General features: G+C 72.3%; 24 protein-coding genes. 21 read left to right on the forward strand and 3 right to left on the reverse strand.

What is annotated here, in order from left to right; all coding sequences use genetic code 11:
• Positions 1 to 69 precede the first annotated feature (69 nt).
• The 4 genes from NITAL_RS16430 (at position 70) to NITAL_RS16445 (ending at position 3088) form a co-directional block, all read left to right on the forward strand.
• Entirely contained in the window at positions 70 to 1158 is a 1089-nt protein-coding gene (locus NITAL_RS16430; RefSeq protein WP_169786873.1) for a DUF3048 domain-containing protein, read from the forward strand.
• A 112-nt stretch (positions 1159 to 1270) separates the two neighbouring features.
• Positions 1271 to 2167, forward strand: a complete 897-nt coding sequence (pdxS, locus tag NITAL_RS16435; protein WP_052667306.1) for a pyridoxal 5'-phosphate synthase lyase subunit PdxS — start codon at positions 1271 to 1273, stop codon at positions 2165 to 2167.
• A 41-nt stretch (positions 2168 to 2208) separates the two neighbouring features.
• Positions 2209 to 2817 carry a pyridoxal 5'-phosphate synthase glutaminase subunit PdxT gene (gene pdxT / locus NITAL_RS16440; protein ID WP_052669738.1) on the forward strand — a complete coding sequence of 203 codons (609 nt, stop codon included), beginning with the start codon at positions 2209 to 2211 and terminating at the stop codon, positions 2815 to 2817.
• A gap of 1 nt (position 2818) precedes the next feature.
• A complete protein-coding gene (locus tag NITAL_RS16445; protein ID WP_052667307.1) occupies positions 2819 to 3088 on the forward strand; it encodes a hypothetical protein in 270 nt (89 codons plus the stop codon).
• 54 nt (positions 3089 to 3142) lie between these two features.
• On the opposite strand, the gene NITAL_RS16450 is transcribed toward NITAL_RS16445, so the two are convergent.
• From NITAL_RS16450 to NITAL_RS28125, 3 genes are all read right to left on the reverse strand, one after another.
• A complete protein-coding gene (locus tag NITAL_RS16450) occupies positions 3143 to 3631 on the reverse strand; it encodes a PaaI family thioesterase (RefSeq protein ID WP_052669739.1) in 489 nt (162 codons plus the stop codon).
• Positions 3632 to 3801: 170 nt separating this feature from the next.
• Positions 3802 to 6990: an nSTAND1 domain-containing NTPase gene (locus tag NITAL_RS16455; protein WP_052667308.1), complete on the reverse strand. Its 3189-nt coding sequence runs from the start codon at positions 6988 to 6990 to the stop codon at positions 3802 to 3804.
• A 125-nt stretch (positions 6991 to 7115) separates the two neighbouring features.
• Positions 7116 to 7433, reverse strand: a complete 318-nt coding sequence (locus NITAL_RS28125) for a hypothetical protein (RefSeq protein ID WP_052667309.1) — start codon at positions 7431 to 7433, stop codon at positions 7116 to 7118.
• 255 nt (positions 7434 to 7688) lie between these two features.
• Between NITAL_RS28125 and NITAL_RS16465 the strand changes: the two genes are divergently transcribed.
• The 17 genes from NITAL_RS16465 (at position 7689) to hisS (ending at position 25339) form a co-directional block, all read left to right on the forward strand.
• On the forward strand, positions 7689 to 7889 hold the full coding sequence (locus NITAL_RS16465; protein ID WP_052667310.1) for a hypothetical protein: 201 nt from the start codon (positions 7689 to 7691) through the stop codon (positions 7887 to 7889).
• Positions 7890 to 8031: 142 nt separating this feature from the next.
• Positions 8032 to 10089 (forward strand): transglycosylase domain-containing protein, encoded by a 2058-nt coding sequence (locus tag NITAL_RS16470; protein WP_052667311.1) that lies wholly within the window; start codon positions 8032 to 8034, stop codon positions 10087 to 10089.
• A 116-nt stretch (positions 10090 to 10205) separates the two neighbouring features.
• Positions 10206 to 10964, forward strand: a complete 759-nt coding sequence (locus NITAL_RS16475; protein WP_052667312.1) for a YebC/PmpR family DNA-binding transcriptional regulator — start codon at positions 10206 to 10208, stop codon at positions 10962 to 10964.
• A 79-nt stretch (positions 10965 to 11043) separates the two neighbouring features.
• Positions 11044 to 11679, forward strand: a complete 636-nt coding sequence (locus NITAL_RS16480; protein WP_052667313.1) for a crossover junction endodeoxyribonuclease RuvC — start codon at positions 11044 to 11046, stop codon at positions 11677 to 11679.
• Complete coding sequence (gene ruvA, locus NITAL_RS16485; RefSeq protein WP_052667314.1) at positions 11676 to 12275, forward strand: Holliday junction branch migration protein RuvA; 600 nt, start codon at positions 11676 to 11678, stop codon at positions 12273 to 12275. Before NITAL_RS16480 ends, ruvA begins: the two co-directional genes overlap by 4 nt.
• Positions 12272 to 13333: a Holliday junction branch migration DNA helicase RuvB gene (ruvB, locus tag NITAL_RS16490; RefSeq protein ID WP_052667315.1), complete on the forward strand. Its 1062-nt coding sequence runs from the start codon at positions 12272 to 12274 to the stop codon at positions 13331 to 13333. The genes ruvA and ruvB overlap by 4 nt, the downstream gene beginning before the upstream one ends.
• Positions 13334 to 13422: 89 nt before the next feature.
• The gene (gene yajC / locus NITAL_RS16495) at positions 13423 to 13710 is read left to right on the forward strand and encodes a preprotein translocase subunit YajC (RefSeq protein ID WP_211262460.1); all 288 of its coding nucleotides are present in this window, start codon (positions 13423 to 13425) and stop codon (positions 13708 to 13710) included.
• The gene (locus NITAL_RS16500; protein ID WP_211262461.1) at positions 13707 to 14696 is read left to right on the forward strand and encodes a hypothetical protein; all 990 of its coding nucleotides are present in this window, start codon (positions 13707 to 13709) and stop codon (positions 14694 to 14696) included. Before yajC ends, NITAL_RS16500 begins: the two co-directional genes overlap by 4 nt.
• 59 nt (positions 14697 to 14755) lie before the next feature.
• Positions 14756 to 16240 carry a protein translocase subunit SecD gene (gene secD, locus NITAL_RS16505; RefSeq protein WP_052667317.1) on the forward strand — a complete coding sequence of 495 codons (1485 nt, stop codon included), beginning with the start codon at positions 14756 to 14758 and terminating at the stop codon, positions 16238 to 16240.
• A complete protein-coding gene (secF, locus tag NITAL_RS16510; protein ID WP_052667318.1) occupies positions 16237 to 17430 on the forward strand; it encodes a protein translocase subunit SecF in 1194 nt (397 codons plus the stop codon). Before secD ends, secF begins: the two co-directional genes overlap by 4 nt.
• Position 17431: 1 nt before the next feature.
• A complete protein-coding gene (locus tag NITAL_RS16515) occupies positions 17432 to 17965 on the forward strand; it encodes an adenine phosphoribosyltransferase (protein WP_052667319.1) in 534 nt (177 codons plus the stop codon).
• Between the two features lie 278 nt (positions 17966 to 18243).
• Positions 18244 to 20382, forward strand: coding sequence for a RelA/SpoT family protein (locus tag NITAL_RS16520; protein WP_052667320.1), 2139 nt, complete (start codon positions 18244 to 18246; stop codon positions 20380 to 20382).
• 307 nt (positions 20383 to 20689) lie between these two features.
• A complete protein-coding gene (locus NITAL_RS16525; RefSeq protein WP_052667321.1) occupies positions 20690 to 21184 on the forward strand; it encodes a hypothetical protein in 495 nt (164 codons plus the stop codon).
• 60 nt (positions 21185 to 21244) lie between these two features.
• Positions 21245 to 22033 (forward strand): MBL fold metallo-hydrolase, encoded by a 789-nt coding sequence (locus NITAL_RS16530; protein ID WP_211262462.1) that lies wholly within the window; start codon positions 21245 to 21247, stop codon positions 22031 to 22033.
• A 136-nt stretch (positions 22034 to 22169) separates the two neighbouring features.
• Complete coding sequence (locus NITAL_RS27410; RefSeq protein WP_052667322.1) at positions 22170 to 23171, forward strand: DUF6782 family putative metallopeptidase; 1002 nt, start codon at positions 22170 to 22172, stop codon at positions 23169 to 23171.
• Entirely contained in the window at positions 23168 to 23914 is a 747-nt protein-coding gene (locus tag NITAL_RS16540; RefSeq protein WP_157041901.1) for a hypothetical protein, read from the forward strand. The genes NITAL_RS27410 and NITAL_RS16540 overlap by 4 nt, the downstream gene beginning before the upstream one ends.
• A gap of 102 nt (positions 23915 to 24016) precedes the next feature.
• Entirely contained in the window at positions 24017 to 25339 is a 1323-nt protein-coding gene (gene hisS / locus NITAL_RS16545; RefSeq protein ID WP_211262463.1) for a histidine--tRNA ligase, read from the forward strand.
• The last annotated feature ends 34 nt before the right edge of the window (positions 25340 to 25373 follow it).

Below are 25373 nucleotides of genomic sequence, written 5' to 3' on the forward strand. Positions count from 1 at the left end.
ACCTGCCCTGCTCCGACGGCCACCACCGGTAGCGTGCCGCACGGCTCCACCATCTCCCGCGAGGTCCCCGTGAAGCTCCCCTCCTCGGCGCACCGCGCCGTGCTCGCGTCGCTCGTCGGCGGCCTGGTGCTGACCGCCTGTTCCGGGTCGCCCGATCCCGTCCCGGCGCCCGCCGAGGCCGTGACACCGGCCCCCACCGAGACGCCAGAGCCGGAACCCGTCCTGACCGCCCGGGCACCGCTGACGGGCGTGCTCGTGGAGGACGAGGTCGGCGTCGAGCTCGCCGAGCGCCCCCTCCTGATCGCGAAGATCGAGAACAGCGCGGCCGCCCGCCCGCAGGCGGGGCTGGACCGCGCCGACGTCGTGATCGAGGAGCTGACCGAGGGCGGGGTCACCCGCTTCATCACCCTGTTCCACAGCCACCTCCCCGACGAGGCCGGTCCGGTCCGCTCGGCACGCCCGGTCGACGTCGCGGTGGCCAGTGGTTTCGGGAAGCCGGTGTTCGCGCACTCGGGTGCCCGAGCCCAGGTCCAGTCGATGCTCGCCGCAGCGCCGATGATCTCGCTCGAGGAGGGTGCGCCGGGTTTCATGCGCGTCTCGGACCGCCGTCGCCCGCACAACCTCTTCGTCCGTCCGGCCGACGTCCTGGCCGCCGGGATCGACCGGGGTGCGACCCCCATCACCGCACCCGACTGGACCTTCGCGGAGGACGCGCCTGACGGCGCGGTGACCTGTGCCGCGGACGCAGCGGACTGCGAGGACCCCGGTGCGGGTGTCACGGTGCGGATGTCGAACTCGGCTCGGGCCGGGTGGACCTACGACGAGGACGCCGGGGTGTACCGCCGCGACCAGAACGGTGAGGCCTCGACCGTCACGGGGGAGGGGCGCATCGGCGCCGCGAACGTCGTGGTGCTCGCCACCCGCCACTACCAGGACGGCTGCTGCGACACCAACGGTTCGCCGTACACCGAGACCGACGTGCTCGGCGGTGACGTGGCGCTCTACTGGCGCGACGGGCAGCGGTTCGAGGGGACCTGGCGCAAGCCCACCGCCGACGCGCCCCTCGAACTGCTCGACGCGGACGGCGCGCCCTTCGCGCTCAAGCCGGGCCCGACCTGGCTGCACCTGCCGAGCGCCGCGAGCGTCGCCGGCCTGTAGGTCCACTCGCGGCGGGTCCACCGACCGGGAGGGCCCGTTCCAGCGGTACGCTGCGGGGACCGATCCGTGATGCCCGACGTGGCGCCCCGGCACCCCCCGCAGGAGCTCTGCTGTGACCGACCAGACCCGGAAGACCGGTAGCGAGCGCGTCAAGCGTGGTCTCGCCGACATGCTCAAGGGCGGCGTCATCATGGACGTCGTCACCCCCGAGCAGGCGGTCATCGCCGAGGAGGCCGGCGCCGTCGCGGTCATGGCCCTCGAGCGCGTCCCCGCCGACATCCGTCGTGACGGCGGGGTGGCCCGGATGAGCGACCCGGACATGATCGACGGCATCACCGCTGCGGTCAGCATCCCGGTCATGGCCAAGGCCCGCATCGGCCACACCGTCGAGGCCCAGGTCCTGCAGTCGCTCGGCGTGGACTACGTGGACGAGTCCGAGGTCCTCACCCCCGCCGACGAGGTCCACCACATCGACAAGTGGCGCTTCGAGGTGCCGTTCGTCTGCGGGGCGACCAACCTCGGCGAGGCGCTGCGCCGGATCGCCGAGGGCGCGGCGATGATCCGCTCCAAGGGTGAGGCCGGGACCGGCAACGTGGTCGAGGCGACGCGGCACATGCGCACGATCGCGGGCGAGATCCGTCGCCTCGCCACGCTCGACCCGACCGAGCTCTACAGCGCCGCGAAGGAGCTGCGCGCCCCGGTGGAGCTGGTCCAGGAGGTGGCCGAGACCGGTCGTCTTCCCGTGGTGCTGTTCACCGCAGGCGGCATCGCGACCCCCGCGGACGCGGCGTTCATGATGCAGCTCGGTGCGGACGGCGTCTTCGTCGGATCTGGCATCTTCAAGTCCGGTGACCCGGCTCGTCGGGCCCGGGCCATCGTCGAGGCGACCACGCACTTCGAGGACCCCTCGGTCATCGCCAAGGTGTCGCGCGGCCTCGGTGAGCCGATGGTCGGCATCGAGATCCACACGCTCCCGGCCGAGCAGCGGTACGCCGACCGCGGCTGGTGACCGCGCCGACCTGGACGCCGGGGGAGCGGCTGGTCGGTCGGGTGTCGCAGGCGCCGCCGCCCGGGGCGCCCGTCGTGGGCGTCCTGGCGTTGCAGGGTGACGTCCTCGAGCACCTGCGTGCCCTGCGCCGGGTCGGGGCCGACGCGCGGGAGGTACGCACCCGACCGCAGCTCGACGAGGTCGATGCGCTCGTGATCCCGGGCGGTGAGTCGACCACGATCGGTCGTCTGCTGGAGGTCTTCGACCTCCTCCAGCCCGTCCGTGATCGCATCCGGGGCGGGATGCCGACGCTCGGCACCTGCGCCGGGATGATCCTGCTCGCCGGGGACCTCGACCAGGACCGGCCGCAGCCGCTGCTCGGCGTCCTCGACGTCCAGGTGCGCCGCAACGCCTTCGGGCGGCAGCGCGAGTCGTTCGACGTGCAGCTGCCGGTACCCGAGCTCGGGGACGAGCCGGTCGACGTCTCGTTCATCCGCGCGCCCGTGGTCACCGACGTGCGCGCCGCCGACGTCGAGGTCCTGGCAGCCGTCGAGCTCGGGCCCGTCCTGGTGCGCCAGGGCCACGTCTGGGCCGCCTCGTTCCACCCTGAGCTGACGGGCGACGATCGGCTGCACGCCGCCTTCGTCGCCGCCATCCCGGCCGGGCGCTGACGTGGACCTGGTCCGCACCGACCTCGCGCTCGTGGCGCTGGTGGCCGGGGCGGTCGTGCTCGCGGTCGCCACGAACGTGGCCATGCGCCACGAGCCGGCCGTGGCCGGGCGCCGGGTCGGCGGCCTCGCGCCGCTGGTGCCGTGGATCGGCGGCCTGCTCGTCCTGGTCCTGCTCGTACGTGGCTCCACCGCGGGGGCGGTCGTGGTGGGCCTGGCCACCGTGGTCCACGCGGTGGTCACCCGCTTCCGGACGGTCCGCCGCCGGCGGTGAGTACGGCGAAGAACCGGACCCACCCGTCATCGGTTGCCGCCGGACTCGGTCCGCTCAGGGAGCGACGATCAGGCAGTTCGACGTGGCGTGCGCGTAGAGGTTGCCGTCGGCATCGGTCAGATCGGCCTCCGCGAGGGCGACGCGACGCCCCGCTCGGATGAGCCGACCTTCTGCACGCAGTAGGCCGGTGTCGCCGCGGACGGCCCGCACGAAGGACGTGGTGATACCCACCGTCGTGTAACCCACGCCCGCGGGCAAGGTCGTGTGGACAGCGCTACCAGCGACCGAGTCCAGCAGCGTCACGATCACGCCCCCGTGGACGGTGCCGATCGTGTTGTACTGATGCTCGCTTGGCTCGAGTTCCATGACCGCACGCCCCTCCTCGAACCCCACGAAGCGGAAACCGACGGTGGCGCAGATCGGAGGATGCGGCAGGTCACCCGCCTGCATCGCTCTCAGGTACTCCAGCCCCGACACCTGGGTCCCTCCGCGCGCGAGCTCGGTCGGATCCTCCCAGGAGTAGCTGCGTTCTCGAGCCGTCACCGAGACCTCCCAGGCGTGGAGCAGCGCCCCAACTGAGTCCTGCTCGCGGAGGCGAGCCGTCCAGCGAGCGTACGCGCGACGAAGCGAGTTGCGGTGCTGATCGGTCCGGATCGAAGCCAAGGTGGGTTCCAGGCCGGCTCACGTCGGCGCTGGTCGCGAGCCTCGGTGCGTCAGTCGGGCACCGTCGGGACGACGATCCGACCGGCGATGATGTCGCGGCGAAGCTCCTCGAGCACCGGGACGTGCTCGTCGATGAAGCCACCGCTCGTGGCGTAGTCGACGCCGCCGTTGGCGAGGTCGAACATGCGCTCACCGGGCTCCAGGGCACCGCGCTGGTGATCCACGAGCGTGGCATGCGCTGCCGTGTCGAACCGCTTGAGCATCGATGTCAGGATGTGGGGGCGCCAATCCTCGGGGCCGTAGCGCCACGCAGGCGTCGACTCGTCATGGAGGTACTCGTCGACGTCGACGCCGATCGCCCACAGGTGGCGACCCTGTCGCCGGCTCTCGGCGACCACGGTCTCGAACAGCCCGAAGCCCGAGGAACCGGCTGCGTGGTAGATCACGTCGGCGCCGGACCGGTAGAGCTCCTCGGCCGCCTGCGCGCCGAGCGTCGGGCTGGCCCAACCGCTGTCGTCCGGCCATCGGGTCAGGTAGACGCTGTCGACCTCGATGTCGGGGACCACCTGCCGCGCGCCCGCCTCGAACCCCGCTTGGAAGGTCCAGATGAGCGGGTGGTCGACGCCGCCGATGAAGCCGATCCGCCCGGTCTCGCTCGTGAGCGCGGCCGCCGCGCCGACGAGGTACGAGCCCTCGTGCTCGGCGAAGTCAACGTACGTCACGTTGCTCGACTCGTACGGACCCCGGTAACCGAGGATGACGAAGTGGCGGTCGGGGTGCTCGGACGAGCGATCATCGATGTCAGCGGCCATCAGCATGACCAGTGGGGCGCCACGGTCGAGAGCGTTCGCCACCGTGAGGTCGTTGATGGGCTCCGTGATCTCGACCCTGAACCCCAGCTCCTCGCCGGCCTGCTCGGCGCTCGCGACGACGAGACCCCCGATCGGGGTCGTCGACCCCCCGGTGATCACGGCGACGTCCGGCGGCGCGGCAACTTGCATGGCGAGCACGAGGGCCGTGGTGACCGCCGCGAGCAGCGTCACGGAGGCGAACAAGCCCCACAGTCGGGTCCGGGCACGGCGGCGGAGACCGGTCTCGTGTGCACGCCTGGCCGCGTCCTGCGCCACCTCCTCGTCACGCCGGGACCGGCTGGCCGCCAGGTAGGCCTGCGCGTCGCCGGTCAGCCGCAGGGCCGTGCGTTGCTGCCAGTCGAGGTACAGCTCCAGGCGGCTGCCCGTCAGCAGGTAGTCGTCGTCTCGCCCCGAGGCCTCCCACTCGGCGACGGCAGCCGCGAGGCGCTCGAGTTGGTGCAGGTCGGACCGATGCTCTTCGATCCACGTTCGGAGCCGGGCCCAGGCGTCCAGCAGCGCCTCGTGCGCGACCTCGACGGTCGCGTCACCGGTGATCGGATCGCGGTCGAAGGTGAGCAGCCGGTGCCGACCGAACCGCTCGAGGACGTCCGCCAGCTCGACCGGATCCAGCTCGAGTCCGCGCAGTTCGGTGGCGGTCACGCGGCGCCGCACGTCCGCGGCCCCCTCGCCGGGCGTGACGAGGCGCAGGAAGACCTGCTCGGCGAGGTCTCGCTGGCGGGGGCCGAGTTCGGCGTAGGTGCCCTCGGCGCGGCGGGACAGCGCACCGTGGATGCCACCGAGCTCCCGGTAGCACCGCAGGGTGATCGCTCCACCGTCGCGATGCTCGAACAGCTCGGTGAGCGCGTACTGGAACAGCGGCAGCGCTCCGGGCTGCCCGATGGTGTCGGTCAAGAGCTCGGCGAGCAGTGCGGGCTCGACCTCCACACCGACCTGGCGGGCCGGCTCGGTCACGGCGTGCTCGAGGGCCTCGAGGTCCAGCGGGAGAACGTTGACGACGTTCGCCGTGAACAGCTCGGCGAACGCGGGGTGGAGCAACGGTCGGTCGTAGAAGTCGCCCCGCAAGGTGACGACCACCCGCACGCCGCCGTCGCCCTCCCACAGGGTGTCGGTGAGCGCAGCGAGGAACCGGGCGGCCTCCTCGTCGTCCGCGAGGGTGAACAGCTCCTCGAACTGATCGATCACCACCAGGGTCGTGCCCGTCGTCGTCGCCGGCGCGGCGGCGGGCGGTGCCGCAGCCTCGACAGGAGAGGAGGGGGACGGTCGGCAGGACGCGGTCGCGAGTGCCAGCTGCCACTCCGTGCTCGGGTCGGCACCCGGCACCATCGCCCCGATGCGCCACCGGTCCGAGCCGTCGACCGCACCGGCCCGCAGGGCCGGCAGCAGTCCTGCGGCGACGAGGCTCGACTTCCCGCTCCCCGACGGGCCGACCAGCGCGACCAGTCGGGCGCCACCGGCGAGGACGTCGCAGAGCGCGCCCACGAGCTCGCTGCGACCGATGAAGTCCTCCGCGTCGACCTCGGTGAAGGGCCGCAGCCCTTTGAAGGGGTTGCGGGCCTCAGCGTCACCGTTCGCTCTCGCACGATGCGGCATCAGGGTGGCGTCCTGCAGGAGGATCCGGCCTTGGAGCTGCTGGAGGACGAGGGACGGGTCGACGCCGAGCTCGTCGGCCAGCCCTCGCCGGTACGCCTCGTAGGTGCGCAGCGCGTCGGCCTGTCGCCCGCTGCGGTACAGGACCAGCAGCTGCAGCTCCCGAGCGCGCTCGCGGAAGGGGTGCTGCTCGAGCAGGGCCGACAGGTCGCCCAAGGCATCGGCGGCGTCGCCCAGCTGCAGCCGGGCGGCCGATAGCTCCTCGATCGCGCGGAGGCGGAGCTCCTCGAGGCGACGGACGTGGGATTGGGCGAACTCGGCGTAGGCGAACTCTGCGAGCGCCGGACCCCGCCACAGCCGCAGCGCCACCTCCAGAGCGTGAGCACCGCCTTCGGCGTCACCGGCGCGCACCAGCCTGCTCCCGGTGATGACGAGCCCCTCGAAGCGCTGCGTGTCGACCGCCTCGTCGGCAGCGTGCAGGACGTAGCCCGGTCCTCGGGTCTCGATGACGTCGACGGCTCCGGCGGCCTCGAAGAGTCGGCGCAGGTCGGACACGTAGACCTGGACCGAGTGTGCCGCCGTGCGGGGCGGCGCATCACCCCAGACGAGCTCGACCAGCCGCTCGGTGCTCACGCGCTGATTGGCATGCAGGAGCAGCACCGCGAGCAGGGTCCGCTGCTTCGGCGGACCGAGCTCCAGCGCGCGCCCGTCGACGACCACCTCGAGCGCACCGAGGAGCGAGAAGTCCACGGGGCTCGCCCCGGCTTCCAGGGCGCCCACGGCGCACCCTCTCCCGAGATCACCCTCGTCACCGAGCGTACGGGGACCGGGTGCGGTCCGTCCAGGGACGGTCCGAGGGCGAGCGTCGAGCGCCGCCCTCGGACGCGGACTCCCCGTACGCGCCGTCACCGGTCGCGCCAGCCGGGGTCGAAGTGGTCCGCCTGCGCCTCCCAGCGTCGGCGCTCGGTTTCCCACCGCCGCGCCTCGGCCTGCTCCGCGAACCACTCCGCGGATCCCTGCCAGCGCGCTGTCTGCGCCGCGTTGCTTCGCGCGTCCGGAGCCGGGGAGAACACCATGGACGCGGTCCACCCAGCCGCCGTGCCCAGGAGCAACCCCAGGCCCACGACGGCGGCCGTCAGCGGGCGTCGAGGCCGTCTCGCTCCGCCGACCTCGGCTCCAGGTCGCGGGGACGTCCCGACCTTCTCGTGCAGTACCTGGCTCATGCCATCCCTCCTGGTGACGACCGGCCGAGGGTCCGTTCGCCCGCTGTGCCGTCGCAGGACCCTGGCAGCGCCCCCTCAAGATGTTGGCGCCGACCGCTCAACATGAGCTCAACGCCGTGGCATGCCCGGCGCGTTGGGCCTCTCCATCGACACCCGTTGCCGAGCTCATCCGGCGGTGACCTGGCGAGCGATGGGGGCGCTTGCGAGCGGTGGCAGCGGGTGGTCTGCTGAGGGGCCCGAGACGAGGAGACGGACGTGACCGAGCGACCCGCGCAGGGCAGCCCCGCCTCCGAGCTGACGCCCGACCAGCTCGAGCAGCGGCAGCGGCTGGACGGCACCCTCGTCGACGGGGCTGGCACCCCGGACGAGGTGCCGGAGGGGCCCATCGACGCCGATGTGATCGAGCAGCACCAGGTGGTCGAGATCGACGACGAGGACGACCACCCCCGCGACTGAGCCGAGCGGAACGTCCCTCGGTGTGCTCGGGCCGCGCTGAGGTCCACCGGCCACCGCACGCGTCCAGCTGACCTGGACCGTCGTGGACGGAGGGCCACGCTGGCCGCGCGCAGAGTGAGCATCCGCCTCGCACCATCCGGACGTGGACCCCCGGATCGTGCTGCGACCCCTCGGACAGCTCGCGGCTGCCGTGGTGCTGATCGCGGCCACCGCCGCGCTGGTGGCGGCCCCGGTCGTGCCCGTCCTGGTGGTCGGCTCGGAGGTCGTCGGCGCCGCGGAGGCCACGCTCCTCGACGCGCCACCGCTGCCCGACGAGCTGCCGATCGCCGCGCAGCTGTCGACCGTCCACGATCACGAGGGCACGCGCATCGCCGAACTCGCGGGGGAGATCCGACGCGAGCCCGTCGCGCTCGAGGACGTCCCGGACGTGGTGATCGACGCCGTGCTGGCCACCGAGGACAGCGGGTTCTTCGAGCACCGGGGCGTCGAGCACGAGGCGATCGTCCGCGCCGCGGGGCGCAACCTGGCAGCGGGCGAGATCACCGAGGGGGCCTCCACCATCACCCAGCAGTACGTGAAGATGACCCTCCTGAGCCCCGAGCAGACCATCGAGCGCAAGCTCCAGGAGGTGCTCCTGGCCGTCCAACTCGAACGGCGCGACTCCAAGGAGCAGATCCTCGAGGGCTACCTCAACGCCGTCTACCTCGGCGAGGGGGTGTACGGCGTCGGTACCGCGGCCGATCACTACTTCTCCAAGCCCATCGGTGAGCTGACGGTGGCCGAGGCGGCGGTCCTCGCCGGCAGCATCCAGGCACCGGCGGTGACCAACCCGGTCGCCAACGAGGAGGCGGCGCGGGGCCGGCGGGACATCGTCATCCGTCAGATGCTCGCCCAGGGACGCATCGACCAGGAGACCGCCGACGAGGCGCTCGCCAGCGAGATCGAACTGGACGTCCGCGACCGCAGCTTCGGCGAGCCGTTCTGGATCGACACGGTCAAGCGCCTGATGTACGACCCCGACGCGGCCCTGCAGCCGGGCCTCCAGGAGGCGCTCGGTGCGAGCATCGACGAACGCATCGACGCCATCTTCGAGGGAGGGCTGCGCATCGAGACCACGCTCGACCGCGGCTTGATGGGGATGGCACGCGAGGCGATCGGCGCCTACCTCACCGACGCCGCCTCGGACCCGATGGGTGCGGTGATCAGCGTCGAGCACGCCACCGGGGCGATGCGCACCTTCGCCCTCGGTCCGCACGATTTCGGTCGCTGCGACCCGGACGACGACGAGCCGTGCACCCTGACCACGACCAACCCCACCGTGCCCTGGGGCGGCGGGTCCGGTCGCCAGTCGGGATCGGCGTTCAAGCCGTTCGTGGCCGCCGCCGCCCTCGTCGACGGGTTCGACCGGCGCACGGTCCCCGTCCGTCGCGACGGGGACGAGGACGATGACGATGACGACGATCGGGATCAGCCCGGCGGGCCGCTGGAGTACGACTCGCCCTCCGGGGAGGAGATCGAGCCCTGCGGGGCGGAGGACGAGCCCTACGAGCCGCGCAACTACGGCGACACCGATGCGGGGGTCATCGGTCTCTACGAGGCGATGCAGCGCTCGGTCAACACCTACTTCGTCCAGCTGGCCCGCGACGTCGGCATCCAACGCGTCGCCGAGGTCGCGATGGACCACGGGCTGCGGTGGGGCAACCTCGCCGATTTCGGCCCGGTGGACTGCTCGATCGGCCTCGGCTCGGCGGAGGTCTTCCCGCTCGGTATGACGCTCGGCTACGGGACGTGGACCAACGGCGGCGTGCGGTGCGAGCCGTACGTCATCGAGCGCGTCCTCGATCGTGACGGCGAGGTCCTCTACGAGCACGAGCCCCGGTGCGAGCGGGTCATCGACCGCGACACGGCGCGTCAGCTGCGCGAGGTGCTGCGGGGCCCGGTCCAGCCGGGAGGGACGGCCGCACGGGTCGGCAGCACCGTCGAGCGCGGGGTCTTCGGCAAGACGGGGACGACCAACAGCCACGTGGACGCCTGGTTCGTCGGAGCCGCCGGCGAGCTGACGACGTCGGCGTGGGTCGGCTACGAGCAGCCACGCCCGATGGAGAGCGTGTCCATCGGAGGCACCCGGTACGAGGCGGTCACCGGCGGCACCATCCCGGCCGGCATCTGGGCGGACTACATCTCGGCGGCCTTCGACTGACGGCCGGCGACGGGTGACCGCGCCCCCGGGGCCGGCCGAGCGCACGAGGTCGCAGCGGTAGGCTCGCAGCCTCCGTGCGCCCCTCGTGGCGCGAGCGTCGACCCGGGAGTCCAGCGATGTCCGGCCACAGCAAGTGGTCCACCATCAAGCACAAGAAGGCCGCCAAGGACGCGCGGCGTGGCAAGACGTGGGCGAAGCTGATCCGTCAGATCGAGGTGGCCGCCCGCGGGGCCGGGACGGGGGACCCCGAGGCGTCGCCGTCCCTCGCCCTGGCGGTGCAGAAGGCCAAGGACGCCGAGGTCCCCAAGGACACCATCGAGCGGGCGTGCAAGCGTGGCGCCGGTGAGCTCGAGGGCGCCGCCGCCTACGAGCCGGCGCAGTACGAGGGCTACGCATCCGGCGGGGTCGCGGTCCTGGTCGACGTGCTGACCGACAACCGCAACCGCACGGCAGCCGACGTGCGCAGCGCCTTCACCAAGTCCGGGGGGAGCCTCGCGGAGCCGGGATCGGTCGCTTTCCTGTTCACCCGTCGCGGGCGGGTGCTCCTGCCGAAGGCGGGCGCCGACGAGGACGAGCTCATGCTCGTCGGGCTCGAGGCCGGGATGGAGGACCTCGAGGCGGACTCGGAGACCTACACCGCCTGGTGCGACCCCTCCGACGTGGCGGACCTGCGCGCGGCCCTCGAGCAGGCTGGCTTCGAGGTCCAGGAGTCCGGGTCGACGATGGTGCCGGCGTCCACGGTCCCGATCGCCGAGGTCAGCGAGGCCAAGAAGGTGCTGCGGCTGCTCGACGACCTCGACGACAACGACGACGTCCAGGACGTCTACGCCAACTTCGACATCCCCGAGGACCTCCTCGAGGACCTCGAGGCCTGACCGTCCGAGGTGCGGCGCCGACACCGGGGGGCTCGCTAGCCTGAACACGTGTTCGGTCGTCGACCTCCAGGAGCCACCCGTGTCCACCGCGCCAGCGGCGCTCCGCGTCCTCGGCGTCGACCCCGGGTTGACGCGTTGCGGGGTCGGGGTCGTCGAGGGGCCGTCGGCGCGACCGCGCCTGGTCGACGCGATCTGCATCCGCACCGATCCCGACCTCCCGCACGAGCAGCGGCTGCTGGCGGTCCACGACGCGATCGTCGCGGCCGTCGAGGAGCACCGGCCCGACGCCATCGCCGTCGAACGCGTGCTGTTCTCGGTCAACGTGCGCACGGCCATGGCGACCGGGCAGGCCGCGGGTGTCGCGCTGGTCGCCGCCGCACGGGCCGGGACCAGCGTGCACCCCTACAGCCCGTCCGAGATCAAGCTGACCGTCGCGGGGTCGGGGACCGCCGACAAGGGGGCGATCGCCCGGCTCGTGGCCGCCCAGCTGCGGGTGGACACCATCCCCGGGCCGCCGGACGTGGCCGACGCGTTGGCGGTCGCGCTCACCCACCTGGCGCGCTCACGCCTCGCTGCCGCGGCCGCCTCCACGCCGGCGGCCGCCGCCCTGGCGGAAGCCGCGACGGCCGCCGACCGCGCCCGTCGGGGCGGCTGGGAAGCGGTGCTCGCCGACCGCGCGTCCCGGCCCGCCCACGTCCGGAGGTCCACCTCGTGATCAGCCACCTGCGCGGCACCGTCGCCCACCGTGACGCCGGCGCCGTCGTCGTCGACGTCGGCGGGGTCGGCTACCTCGTGCACGTCACCCCGGCGGACCACATCCCGGCCCGCGGTGAGGAGGTGGTCCTGCACACCTCCCTGCAGGTGCGCGAGGACTCCATGACCCTCTACGGGTCGACCGACCGGGCATCGCTCCAGCTGTTCGAACTGCTCCTGACCGCCTCGGGGGTGGGTCCGAAGCTGGCCCTCGCCTACCTGTCCACCCACCGGCCGGACGTCCTGCGGGCGGCCATCGCGGGGGGCGACCTGACCACCCTCACCCAGGTCCCCGGTGTGGGCAAGAAGGGGGCCGAGCGGCTCGTGCTGGAGCTGAAGGACAAGGTCGGCGGTACCGGAGCCGCGCTGGTCGAGGTCGACGGCGGGGTGCCAGGTCCGGCCGCGGACGCGCTCGAGGAGGTCCGCGACGCGCTGCTCTCGCTCGGGTACTCCACCGCCGAGGTCCAGCCCGTGCTCGTCGGACTCGTCGGCGTCCCCGACGACGTCCCGGGGCTGCTGCGGCGGGCGCTGCGCACCATCGGGACGGGGGCGGCGTGAGCGACCGTGACGAACTCGTCGGACCCGCGGCGCTCCCGGGCGAGGATCGTGTCGACGCGTCCCTGCGCCCGCGGTCCCTGGCCGAGTTCGTCGGGCAGGACCGCGTCCGGCGTCAGCTCGAGCTGGTGCTGCTCGGCGCCAAGCAGCGGGGCCAGTCCGCCGACCACGTGCTGCTGTCGGGGTCCCCGGGGCTCGGCAAGACCACCCTCGCGGCGATCGTCGCGGCCGAGGTCGGCGCTCAGCTGCGGACCACCTCGGGCCCCGCGATCGAGCGACCGGGCGACCTCGCCGCGATCCTGACGGGGCTCGAACCGGGCGACGTGCTGTTCGTGGACGAGATCCACCGGCTCCCGCGCCAGGTCGAGGAGGTCCTGTACCCGGCCATGGAGGACCTGCAGCTCGACATCGTGGTCGGCAAGGGCCCCGGGGCACGGTCGATCCGTCTGGACCTGCCGCCGTTCACGCTCGTCGGTGCGACGACCAGGACGGGCCTGCTGTCCGCGCCGCTGCGGGATCGCTTCGGGTTCGCCGCGCACCTCGAGCACTACGAGCCTGCCGAGCTCGAGCGGATCGTGCGCCGCTCGGCCGGCCTCCTCGGGGTGGACCTCGACGCCGGGGGTGGCGAGGAGATCTCGCGCCGTTCCCGCGGCACCCCCCGTATCGCCAACCGGCTGCTGCGCCGGGTCCGCGACTACGCCGAGGTCGAGGGTGACGGGATCGTCGACCGTGCGGTGGCGCGGGCGGCGCTCGCGGTCTTCGACGTCGACGAGCTCGGCCTCGACCGGCTCGACCGCCGCGTCCTCGAGGCGCTCTGCAACAACTTCGGTGGGGGACCGGTCGGGCTCGCGACCCTGGCCACCTCGGTCGGTGAGGAACCCGAGACGGTCGAGACCGCCGTCGAACCCTTCCTGCTGCGCACCGGGCTGCTCCAGCGCACCCCGCGGGGCCGGACCGCCACCGCCGGGACCTACGCCCACCTGGGCCTGCCCGCACCCCGGCCCGAGGCCGCCTGGACCCTGCCCATCGACGAGGTCGCCCCCGGGGCGGACGAGGCGTGAGGGCGGTCGGCGTGCTGCGCCACGTGGCCAGGCGCGCGCGCCGGTAGGGTGGCGCCCTCCTGTTCCCCGACTCCGAGAGGTTCCCCGACGTGGGCGACGCCGGCGGGCTCATCCTCCCCCTCATCTTCCTCGTGGCGCTCTACCTGCTGCTGATCCGTCCGCAGCAGAGGCGCCAGAAGCAACACCAGCAGCTGATCGGCTCGCTGTCGGTCGGTGACGACGTCGTCACCGTCGGCGGGCTGCACGGCCGTGTCGTGGCGCTGACCGACGAGACCATGGATCTCGAGGTCACCGACGACGTCGTGATGCGCTTCCAGCGCTCCTCGTTGGCCAAGGTGGTCCGCGACGAGATCCTCCTCGACGAGGACAGCGAGTGACCACCGGCGACGAGGACGTCACCCGCTCCGACCCGGCCGCGGCCGGGCGCGAGCGCGACGGTTCGTCGTCGATCGACGAGGCCGCCGCCGACCGGGCCGAAGCGACCGACGGGGCTGACGGCGCGCCGCCGCGTGAGCATCCCGAGCCGGCCGACCTCGCGGCTGTCCGCGGGTGGGCCGGTGACGAGACCCAGCTGACCGATCCCGCCACGGCGATCACCGGGTCGGCCGAGTCCGCGATCGCTCGCGGCGTGGGCGCAGCCGACGCCGTCGCCGAGGCGACCGCCGTCGCGCTCGAGGCCAAGCACCGGGCGGGTGGGGCATCGCCCGACATCCTCGGCGCCCTGCAGAGCGACGAGGTCGTCGCGGCGTTCCTGAAGCTGTCGGACCAGTTCCTGGCCGCCCAGGGCTTCACCGAGCACGGGTTCCGTCACGCCAACCTCGTCGGGCGCATCGCGCACAACGTGCTGCACCACCTCGGCGCCGACGAGGACCTGTGCGAGCTGGCCGCCGTGTCGGGCTACCTGCACGACGTGGGCAACGTGGTGTCGCGCATGAACCACGGGCTGTCGAGCGCGTGGGTGGCGTACGACGCCCTGCGACGCCTGGAGGTCGATCCCTACCGGATCGGGCTCGTCCTGTCGGCCGTCGGCAACCACGAGGAGCAGTACGGCTCGTCGGTCGGGCCCGTCGGGGCCGCCGTCATCCTCGCCGACAAGGCCGACGTGCACCGCTCCCGGGTCCGCAAGGGCGCCGACACCGCCGCCGACATCCACGATCGCGTCAACGACGCGGTCACCCACAGCTTCCTCCGCGTCGACAGCGAGGCGGCGACGATCACCCTCGAGCTCGACCTCGACACCACCAGGTCCACGGTGCTCGAGTACTTCGAGATCTTCCTCGACCGGATGATCATGTGCCGCCGCGCCGCTCGCACCCTCGGTTGCGAGTTCAAGATCACCGCCAACGGGGTCGCGGTCGGCTGACCGCACCCGAGGCGACGGCTACGACGAGCGCGCGCCTGCGCTCCAAGGGAACCGCTGGCATGGACAAGCGTCGTTCGATCACCACGCTGGTGGCGATGCTCCTGATCGTGGGGGCCGCCGCGTCGGCGCTCGCCCTCGGTGCGCGGCCGAACCTCGGGCTCGACCTCCAGGGCGGGATCAGCGCGATCTACTCCCCGCAGCTGCCGGAGGGGGAGGAGGAGCCCGACGACTACGAGGCGCTCCTCGACGAGACCATCGAGGTCATCCGGGCCCGCATCGACTCGCTCGGCGTCGCCGAGCCGGACATCTCCCGTCAGGGCGTCGACATCCTCGTCCAGCTGCCGGGTGTCACCGACGCCGACCGGCTGCGCGAGATCATCGGCACCACCGCCCAGCTCGACTTCCGGCCCGTCATCGACGTGTTCCAGCCCGGTGACCCGGGCTACGACGAGGGTCCGGACTGCACCGCCCCCGTGGACGAGCGTCGGGTCCTCGGCGAGCAGGAGACCGGCCTCGTCTGCGGCGCCGTCGATGCCGTGGCCGAGGGCGCCGAGCAGCCGCTGCCGCCCAAGTACGAGGTCGGCCCGACGGCGCTGACCGGTGACCGCATCGACGACGCGCGGCCCACCCTCGACCAGCAGGGCTACTCGGTCGCGCTCGACCTCGACCGGGCCGGTGGCCAGGCCTTCGCGGCGATCACCGCCGACCTCGCCTGCGAGCGCGACCAGGGCCGGCCGGGCCTGCTGGCGATCGTGATGGACAACGCTGTCGAGTCCGCGCCGAACATGGCGCAGGGTGTGTTGTGTGGCGTCGGGATCACCGGCGGGACGGCCCAGATCACCACCGGCGCGACCGCGGAGGGCGACGGCGAGGACGAGGCCAACGACCTCGCGCTGATCCTGCGGGCCGGTGCGTTGCCGCTCACGCTGGAGCCGTCGACCTTCGCGACCGTGTCGGCCACGCTCGGTGAGGACTCGCTGCGGTCGGGGATCCTCGCCGGCGGTATCGGGCTGGTGCTGGTCGGGATCTGGCTGGTGTTCTTCTACAAGGCGCTCGGGGTCGTGGCACTCGCGGGCCTGGCGGTCTTCGGCGTCCTCGTCGGCGGGGTCATCGCCGGCCTCGGCGAGGTCGCCGGGTTCGCCCTGACCCTGGCCGGCATCGCCGGCATCATCGTCGCCATCGGCATCACCGCCGACAGTTCGATCATCTACTTCGAGCGGATCCGCGACGAGGTCAACCTCGGCAAGACGCCACGGACAGCGGTCCGCAAGGGCTTCACCTCAGCGTTCCGCACCAACCTGGCGGGCAACACCGTCACGTTGGCCGCGGCCACCATCCTCTACCTGCTGGCCATCGGCCCGGTGCGCGGCTTCGCGCTCATGCTCGGGATCGCCACGCTGATCGATCTGCTCATCCTCGGCCTGTTCACGCGCCCGGTGGTCGAGCTGCTCGCACGGACCAAGCTGATCACGCGGCGCTCGCTGCGTGCGGTCGAACGACCCGCCGCCGGTACACCGGTCGAGGCCTCGGGAGGTGTCCGGTGAAGACCACGACCTTCGACTTCGTCGGCAAGGCCCGCACCTGGGTCGTGCTGTCCGCGTCGCTGCTGCTGCTGAGCATCGGGTCGCTGGTCATCGGCGGCCTCGACATGTCCATCGAGTTCGTCGGTGGCACCTCGTACCGCCTCGAGGGCATCCAGGGCGACGTCAGCGGCGACGACCTGCGGGCGGCCGCCGAGGGGGCAGGCGCCCACGACGTGACCGCCCAGCTCGAGGGCGACCCGGACGCCCCGACCGCTGCCATCATCCGCACCGCGGCCCTCGAACCCGGCTCCGACGAGGCCGTCGAGGTCGAGACCGCCCTGACGGAGCTGGCCGAGCCAGTCGACGTCCAGTTCGAGTTCGTCGGACCGAGGTGGGGACAGCGGCTGACCACCCAGGCCCTCCGGGCGCTGGTGGTCTTCCTCGTCGTGGTGGTCATCTACATCTCGATGCGGCTGGAGCCGAAGATGGCGGCCGCGAGCGTCCTGGCGCTCACCCACGACGTCCTGATCACGATCGGGCTGTACGCCCTGGTCGGCTTCACCGTCTCGCCCGCGACCGTCATCGCCCTCCTGACCATCCTCGGTTACTCGCTCTACGACACGGTGGTGGTCTTCGACCGGGTCAAGGAGAACGATCCGTTCCTCGGTGAACCGGGCTTCCGGACCTACGGGCAGCTGGTCAACACCTCCATGAACGAGGTGCTGTGGCGTTCGATCAACACCTCGATCACCTCGCTGCTGCCGGTCGGTGCCCTGCTGCTGATCGGCTCGCAGCTGCTCGGCGCGACCACGCTCCAGGACCTGGCGCTCGCGCTGTTCATCGGCATGGCGGTCGGGATCTACTCCTCGCTGTTCGTCGCTGGACCGTTCTTCGCGTGGCTGAAGTCCCGCGAACCCGAGTCGGCCAAGCGGGCCGCCAAGGTCTCGCGCCAGCTCAGCTCGGAGCGTCTGCGGCTCGGCGCGTTCGAAGCGCCCGTCCCCGAGGCCGATCCGACCACAGCTCTCGGGGTCGACGAGCAGGTCCTGGCCGGCGTGGTCGCCGACGAGGGCCGCGCCGGCAAGGCCTCGGCCGACGCGGACGAGGCCCCAGCGGTGACCGGTGTCGCCGGTCCGGCGTCGCGGGCGCCGGTCACCACCGAGTACGTCCGCGGTCGGGGCAAGCAGAAGCGCTCCAAGCGGAAGGGGCGCTGACGTGCGGCTCGAGGTCGACCACCAGCGCTTCGAGGAACTCATCCGGGACGTCCCCGACTTCCCCGAGCCCGGCGTGGTGTTCAAGGACGTGACGCCGCTGTTGCTCGACAAGGTGGCGTTCTCCACCGTCGTCGACGCGATGTGCATGCGGTTCGGCCGGGGCCAGGTCGACAAGGTCGTCGGGATCGAGGCGCGCGGGTTCATCCTCGCCGCGCCGGTCGCCTACCACCTCGGTGCGGGCTTCGTCCCCGCGCGCAAGGCCGGCAAGCTGCCCGGTCCGTCCCGACAGGTCCAGTACGTGCTCGAGTACGGCGACGCCACCCTCGAGCTGCACGACGACGCGATCCAGATGGGGGACCGGGTCCTGGTGGTCGACGACGTGCTCGCCACCGGGGGGACCGCGGCCGCGACCGTCGACCTGGTCCGTCAGCTCGGCGGCGAGGTCGTGGGGTGCGCCTTCCTGCTCGAGCTCGGCTTCCTGCGCGGGGCCGACCAGCTCGGCGGGCTGACGCGCTACTCGCTCCTCGAGTACTGACGCCAGGTACGGACCGGGCCCGGTGACGGCCGAACGCTGACGTCGACGGGGGCGGCGGTACGCTCGCAGGACGCCCTTTCTGCAGCGGGAGGACCGTCACGGACCCGGACACCGACACCTCCACGGCGCACGAGCCTCGGCCGGCGCCGCTGCCGCCCGCGCGGCCATCGGGGGTCAAGGGCGTCCTGACCAACCTGCCGCTGGTCCGTCGCGGGGACATCCCGGCCGAGCTCGAGGGTCTCGCCCAGGCGATCCGAGCCGCCGGTGGCAAGGCGGACGTGCGCGACGTCGTGCGCGCCTACCGGTACGCCGACGTGATGCACGAGGGCCAGAAGCGGCGCTCGGGTGAGGCCTACATCACCCACCCGGTCGCGGTGGCCACCGAGCTCGCCGAGCTCGGCCTCGGGACGGCCACGCTGGTGGCCGCCCTGCTCCACGACGTGGTCGAGGACACCGCCGCGTCGCTGGAGGACATCACCACCGGGTTCGGCGCCGAGGTCGCGCACCTGGTCGACGGTGTCACCAAGCTCGACCGGCTGCGGGTCGAGACCAAGGAACAGCAGCAGGCCGAGACCCTCCGCAAGATGATCATGGCGATGGCCAAGGACATCCGGGTCCTGGTCATCAAGCTCGCCGACCGGCTCCACAACATGGAGACCATCGGCCACATGCCGCGCGAGAAGCAGAAACGGATCGCGCAGGAGACCCTCGACATCTACGCGCCGTTGGCGCACCGGCTCGGTATGCAGCAGTTCAAGCTGCGCCTCGAGGACCTCGGGTTCAGGACGCTGCACCCGAAGCGCTACGACGAGATCGTGGCGATGGTCGAGGAGCGCAACCCCGAGCGTGAGGCCTACCTCGAGCAGGTCATGGCCTCCATCCGCGACCAGCTCCGTGAGCTGAAGATCCGCGGTGACATCTTCGGCCGGCCGAAGCACTACTTCTCCATCTACGAGAAGATGGTGCTCCGGGGCAAGGAGTTCGACGAGATCTACGACCTGCTCGGCGTCCGGGTCATCGTCAACTCGGTCCGGGACTGCTACGCGGTGCTCGGCCAGCTGCACGCCTCCTGGCGACCGGTCCCCGGTCGTTTCAAGGACTACATCGCGATGCCGAAGGTCAACCTCTACCAGTCGCTGCACACGTCGGTGATCGGGCCGCAGGGTCGGCCGCTGGAGGTCCAGATCCGGACGCGCGCCATGCACCGCACCGCCGAGTTCGGTGTCGCAGCCCACTGGATGTACAAGGACGCCCCGCGCGGGGGCTCCACCGACGCGGACGCCACCGGCGAGCTGCCCTGGATCGAGCAGTTGCTCGAGTGGCAGGCCGAGGTCGACGAACCCGGCGACTACCTCGAGTCGTTGCGCATCGACCTCTACCAGGACGAGGTGTTCGTCTTCACCCCCAAGGGTGAGGTCATGGGCCTGCCGGCCGGGGCGACGCCGATCGACTTCGCGTACGCGGTGCACACCGAGGTCGGCCACCGGTGCATCGGGGCGCGGGTCAACGGTCGGCTCGTGCCGCTCGACCACGTCCTGGTCAACGGTGACAGCATCGAGGTGCTGACCTCGAAGGCCGAGGACGCCGGACCGTCGCGCGACTGGCTCAAGCTCGCGGCCTCGACGCGGGCCCAGTCGAAGATCCGGGGGTACTTCAACCGCGAACGTCGTGAGGACGCGATCGGCCGCGGTCGCGAGGCCATCACGCGTGCGCTGCGCCGCAAGGGCCTCGCGTACGCCAAGGCGATGGCCTCGGGCGAGCTGACCGACGCCGCTGCGGTGCTCAACTACAAGGGCACCGAGGCGCTGTTCCGGGCCGTCGGCGAGGGGCACGTGGCCGCCCAGACGGTGGCGGCCCAGGTCGTGGCCGGCATGACCGAGGAGGTCGAGACCGAGCAGAAGCTCGACGACCTGCCGACGCAGGCGGCCCCGATCCGCATCGGGCAGAGCAGCGGCGACGTGACCGTCGAGGGTGACGCGAGCATGCTGGTCAAGCTCGCACGTTGTTGCACGCCGGTCCCCGGGGACGACATCGTCGGCTTCGTCACGCGCGGGCGGGGTGTCTCGGTGCACCGCAGCGACTGCTCGAACGTCGCCGACCTGCGCGCGGGCGAGGACGACCGGTTCGTGCCCGTGGACTGGTCCGGGGACACCAACGCGCCCTTCCTGGTGCAGGTCGCGATCGAGGCGCTCGACCGCAAACACCTGCTGCGCGACATCACGGCCGTCCTCGGTGACCTCCACATCAACATCACCTCGGCACAGGTCGCCACCCGCAAGGACCGCGTCGCGGTCCTGCGGTTCCAGTTCGAGCTCGGTGACCCCACCCACCTCGAGTACGCGCTGCGTAGCGTGCGCCGCGTCGAGGGCGTCTACGACGCGTACCGGGTCGTCCCACAGGGCACCGCCGCACGCTGACCGCACCATCTCGGTGAGCCCCTCGGGACGCGCCTGGCGACGAGGCCGGTCGCAGCCGTCCGAGCGGACAGGGTGCGGCCATCCGGCCGTTCCCGGGCCTGGTCGGGGCTGGAGACCCGCCCGAGGCCGGGCGCACCCTGACCCGTGCGCGCAGTTCCCGTCACGGGGTGTCCCGACGGCAGGGTTGGGGGCGGCCGAGCGGACGGATGTCCCGGGATCGACGTCCTGGTGAGGTCGTCGGATCGCACCATCCGCGACTGCTGCCGGACGTCAGGGGCCGGGGCGGTCCTCACCAGGGAGACACCTCATGATCCAGACCCTGCGCTCCAACGTCGCGGGCGCTCTCGCTGCCCTCACCCTCGCTCTCGGTCTCGTCCTCGTGGCCGCCGCCCCGTCCCAGGCTCAGGTCCCCGAGCTGCCCGAGCTCCCGCCGCTCCAGGAGGGACTGGTCAACGTCAACGTCTCTGACGTCGTCGTGCAGTTGCCGATCGCGGTCGCCGCCAACGTCTGCGAGGTCGCGGTCAACGTCCTCGCCGAGCAGATCCGCGACGGTGAGGCCGCCACGTGCGACGCGGTCGCCGAGTCGGGTGCCACCGTCCCTTGGAACGACGGCAACCGCCAGGGCAACGGCCAGCAGCGTGGTCTCGTGAACGTCAACGTCAGCGACATCATCGTCCAGGTGCCGATCTCCGTTGCCGCCAACGTGTGCGAGGTCGCGGTCAACGTGCTCGCCCGCCAGGACCGCAGCGGTGACGCGGCCGTCTGCGACGCCCAGGCGTACGCCCCCGCCGAGGTCGCCTGACCGACAGGCACGAGCATCGGGGCCGGGCCACGTGCCCGGCCTCGTTCGTGCCGTGCGAGCGTGGGTAGCCTCGCGGATGGTCCCCGGATCACCGCCACCGCGCAGGAGCTCGCACCCGTGACCGACCGTTTCGTGCTCGGTGTCCCGCTCGGCCGCTGGCAGACCAACTGCTTCGTGGTGGGGGACCGGGCCGCGGCGTCCGCCGTGGTGGTCGACCCGGGGGAGGGCGCGGCGGAGGCCGTCCCCGCGATGCTCGCTCAGGCGGGTGTCGCCTGCGAGGCGATCCTGCTCACGCACGGGCACCTCGACCACGTCTGGGGTGTGCCGGAGCTGGCTCGCGAGCTCGACGTCCCGGTCCTGCTGCACCCCGAGGACCGCTGGATCTGGGACGACCCGGCCGCCGCGTTCGGCGCGCCGCCCGAGCTGCTCGAGCAGCAGTTCGGGCTCACGTGGGACCCGCCGACCGAACGCCTGCGCGAGGTCACCGACGGGCAGGACGTGACGTACGCCGGGATCACCTTCCGGGTCGAGCACAACCCGGGCCACACGCCGGGGCACGTCACCTACCTCGGTCGCGGACTGGCGGACGTGCCCGTCAGCTTCGCCCTCGGCGACGCGGATGCGGCCACCGCCGAGGTGCTGTTCTCGGGCGACCTGATCTTCGCCGGGTCGGTCGGACGCAGCGACTTCCCGCGCGGTTCGACCTCGGATCTGTTCGCCTCCCTGGTCCGCACCGTGCTGCCCCTGCAGGACGACACCCTGATCCTGTCAGGGCACGGACCGGACACCACGGTCGGGCGTGAGCGGGCCACCAACCCCTTCCTGCACCAGGCGGCCAGCCGGAGCTGACGCGACCGGCCCACGCGGTCGGGCCCCTCGCAGGCCACCTGATGGGACCAGCGGCTCACTCGCGTGCGCGATCCCTCCGGGAGGGTGGTCCTGACCGGTGCGGAGAGACCCGCCCGGTGGACCGAGAGGGACGACCGTGCGGCGTCGGTGGCGCGACCAGGCGGGGCAGAGCACCGCCGAGTACGTGGCCATCGTCGTGCTGCTCGCCGGCGTGGTCCTCGGCCTCGTCGCGACCACCGGCATCGGGCGGTCGATCGGCGAGACGGTCCACTGGGCCTTCTGCCACATCGACGTCTCGGGTGGCGACTGCGGGGGCGAGGTCGTCGCCGCCGACGAGCCCGGTGCCGGCGGACCCGGTGCGCACGAGCCGGCCACAGGCGGACCCGGTGCGCACGAGCCCGCCGCAGGCGGACCCGGGACCGGGGGCTCCGAGGGCGACGACCCGGAGGGCGGCACCGGGCCTGCACTCGAGGCCGAGCCGACCAGCGACGCCGACGATCGTGGGTTCTTCCGCCGGCTCACCGACTGGATCCGCGACCTCTTCGGTGGCGGCGGCGACCCCGAGCCGTCCGTGGACGACCAGGTCCGTGATCTGCTCGGCGACTCGGAGATCGGTCGCGAGGCCCTCGCCCTCCTCGACGAGCTCGGCATCACCCCCGAGTACGAGCCCGGTGGCGGCTCCTACTTCGTCCCCAGCCAGAACCGGATCGTGCTCGACAGCAACCTGACGCCGGAACAGCTCGCGGCGATCTTGGTCCACGAGGCGCTCCACGCGGAACGGTCGAACACCGGCCAGTCACCCGACATCGACGGGCCGCGGGATGCCTACGTCGACGGGATGATCGCCGAGGAGACCGATGCGGTCGTCCGGCAGGTGCAGGCGAACCAGCAGATCCAGGCGCGCAACCCGGAGGTGCCGGACACCGTCCTACAGGGCGTCTACGAGCGCGCCTACGATGAGGCGGTCGCGGCCCTCGGGGACGACGCCACCGAGGCACAGCGGCGCGCGGCCGGTGAGGCCGCTGCCGAACAGGCCATCCGGGACGCGTTCGAGAACGGGGACGTGGTCGCGTCCACGACGGGCGACACCTACCCGGACCTCTACGGCGGCTACTGGGACGACAGGCACAGCAGATGAGGCGACCAGCCGTACCCCTACCCCTCGCTCGGACCGCGCTCGTGCTCGTGGCGGCGTTGGCGGTCGGCTGCGCGGCCGGTGAGGACCGATCGCCCGAACCAGACCCGGCCGGGACCGCCCAGGACGGTGGCGCACCGTCCGACGGACAGGACGACCAGATGACCTCGTTGCGGGACGCGCTGGTGGCTGCAGGCGAGGAGGGCCGGGCGGCGCTGCTCGACGACGAGGCGACCCGGATCGCCGAGCTCGACGCGTCGTTCCTCGCCTCCTTCGATCTGCTCCAGGTCACGGCACCGACGAGCGGGGCACCTGCCCTGTTCCACGTCGCCTTCGACGGATCGGAGGCCATCGTGGTCACCGGACGGCCCGAGGCGTTCGATGCGCTGCTCGCGCGCGATGGCGGGGCCGTCGACGACGAGCCGTCGGCGATCGCTGCGGCCCGCGCCTACGTGGAGACGACCCGACCCTCGGACCGGTTCGGTCGGGTCGTGGAGACCGCCGCCGACGTCCGGCTGCGCGGCAGCCTCGACGACGACGAACGCGCGGCGGCCGTGAACCAGCTGGAGTCGCTGGTCGGTGGCCCACGGGTCGTGGCCGAGGAGGGGCAGCGGTACACCGTCGAGCTCACCTACCTCGACGGTGACGTGCTCGAGCGGCGCCAGGTCACCGTCGGCGACGGCGGGCCCGTCCAGGTCGACACCGAGGTCCTCGCCGAAGGGCTGCCCGTGCCGGTCAGCCTCTGACCGTGGCGGAGCGGGTGGCCGCTAGCCTCGCGTCCCTGCCGTGCGCTCCTGCCCTGGAGCGGTCCGGTTCCGCTCTCCTCCGCTGCTCCTCGAGGCTCCGCCGTGGCCACCATCGACGCCAACCCGCCCTCCGGGACGCGTGACTTCCTGCCCGCCGAGGTCGCTCGGCGCGAACGCGCCTTCGCCACCATCCGCGAGGTGTTCCGCAGCCACGGGTTCGCGCCGCTCGACACCCCCGCGTTCGAGCGTCTCGAGGTCCTCACCGGCAAGTACGGCGAGGAGGGCGACCAGCTCATCTTCAAGATCCTCAAGCGCGGTGAGCACGAGTCCTCCGGCGACGCCGACATGGCGCTGCGCTACGACCTGACGGTCCCGCTGGCCCGGGTCGTGGCGCGGTACGGATCCCAGCTGCCGACCCCGTTCAAGCGGTACCACATCGCGCCCGTGTGGCGGGCGGACCGCCCGGGCAAGGGCCGGTACCGCGAGTTCTTCCAGTGCGACGTCGACACGGTGGGGACCGACTCGTTGCTGGCCGACGCGGCCACCATCGTCGCGGTGGCCGACGTGCTCGATCGGCTGGGGTTGTCCGGCTTCCGGGTGCAGCTCAACTCCCGTCGCGCCCTGGCTGGCCTGGTCGAGGCCTACGGCCTGCCCGACGCCGCCGAGTCGGCGGTCCTGACGGCGCTCGACAAGCTCGACAAGATCGGCGTCGACGGGGTGGCGGCGGACCTGCGGGGGCGCGATGTCGACGCCTCCGTCGTGGACGCCATCGTCGACGACCTCGGCGCCGACGATCCGTCGGACCGCATCCGGGGACGGGTGGCCGCCACCGAGCGTGGCCGCGCGGGCCTCGACGAGGTCGATCAGGTCCTGGCGCTGGCGGGCGACCTGCCCGGGGGGTCGCTGTCGTACGCCCCGGTGCTCGCACGCGGCCTGTCGTACTACACCGGACCGGTCTTCGAGGTCGTGCACGACCAGCTCGCCGCGACCATCGCCGCCGGCGGTCGCTACGACGGTCTCATCGGCATGTTCCAGTCCCAGGACGTCCCGGCGACGGGCGGCAGCCTCGGCATCGAGCGCATCCTGCTCCTGCTCGAGGCGCAGGAGGCCGCCGCCGGCGAGACCGATCTCGACGCGCCGGACGTGGTCGTCACCGTCATCGACGAGAGCGGAGCAGTCGACGCGGTGGCGCTCGCCGGACGGCTGCGCGGCCACGGCTTCGCGGTCGACCTCGAGGTCGGGGGCGGCAAGCTCGGCAAGCAGCTCAAGCGCGCCGACCGCCGCGGCGCCCGCACGGCGGTCATCCTCGGGGCCGAGGAGCGCGCCGCGGGTAACGTCGCGGTCAAGGACCTCCGCTCGGGCGACCAGATCACCGTCGCCGAACCCGACCTCGCCTCCCACCTGTCCGGTCTGCTCGGGCGCTGACGCGCCGCGGGCCGGTACCGACCGAGCATCGAGC

The sequence above is a fragment of the Nitriliruptor alkaliphilus DSM 45188 genome (genome assembly GCF_000969705.1).
Lineage (GTDB): Bacteria > Actinomycetota > Nitriliruptoria > Nitriliruptorales > Nitriliruptoraceae > Nitriliruptor > Nitriliruptor alkaliphilus.

Coding starts and splice junctions, on each gene's coding strand:
- NITAL_RS28125 (WP_052667309.1), bottom strand. CDS start 7,433: ATGAGCCAGGTACTGCACGAGAAGGTCGGGACGTCCCCGCGACCTGGA.
- NITAL_RS16475 (WP_052667312.1), top strand. CDS start 10,206: ATGTCCGGCCACAGCAAGTGGTCCACCATCAAGCACAAGAAGGCCGCC.
- secD (WP_052667317.1), top strand. CDS start 14,756: ATGGACAAGCGTCGTTCGATCACCACGCTGGTGGCGATGCTCCTGATC.
- NITAL_RS16525 (WP_052667321.1), top strand. CDS start 20,690: ATGATCCAGACCCTGCGCTCCAACGTCGCGGGCGCTCTCGCTGCCCTC.
- NITAL_RS16540 (WP_157041901.1), top strand. CDS start 23,168: ATGAGGCGACCAGCCGTACCCCTACCCCTCGCTCGGACCGCGCTCGTG.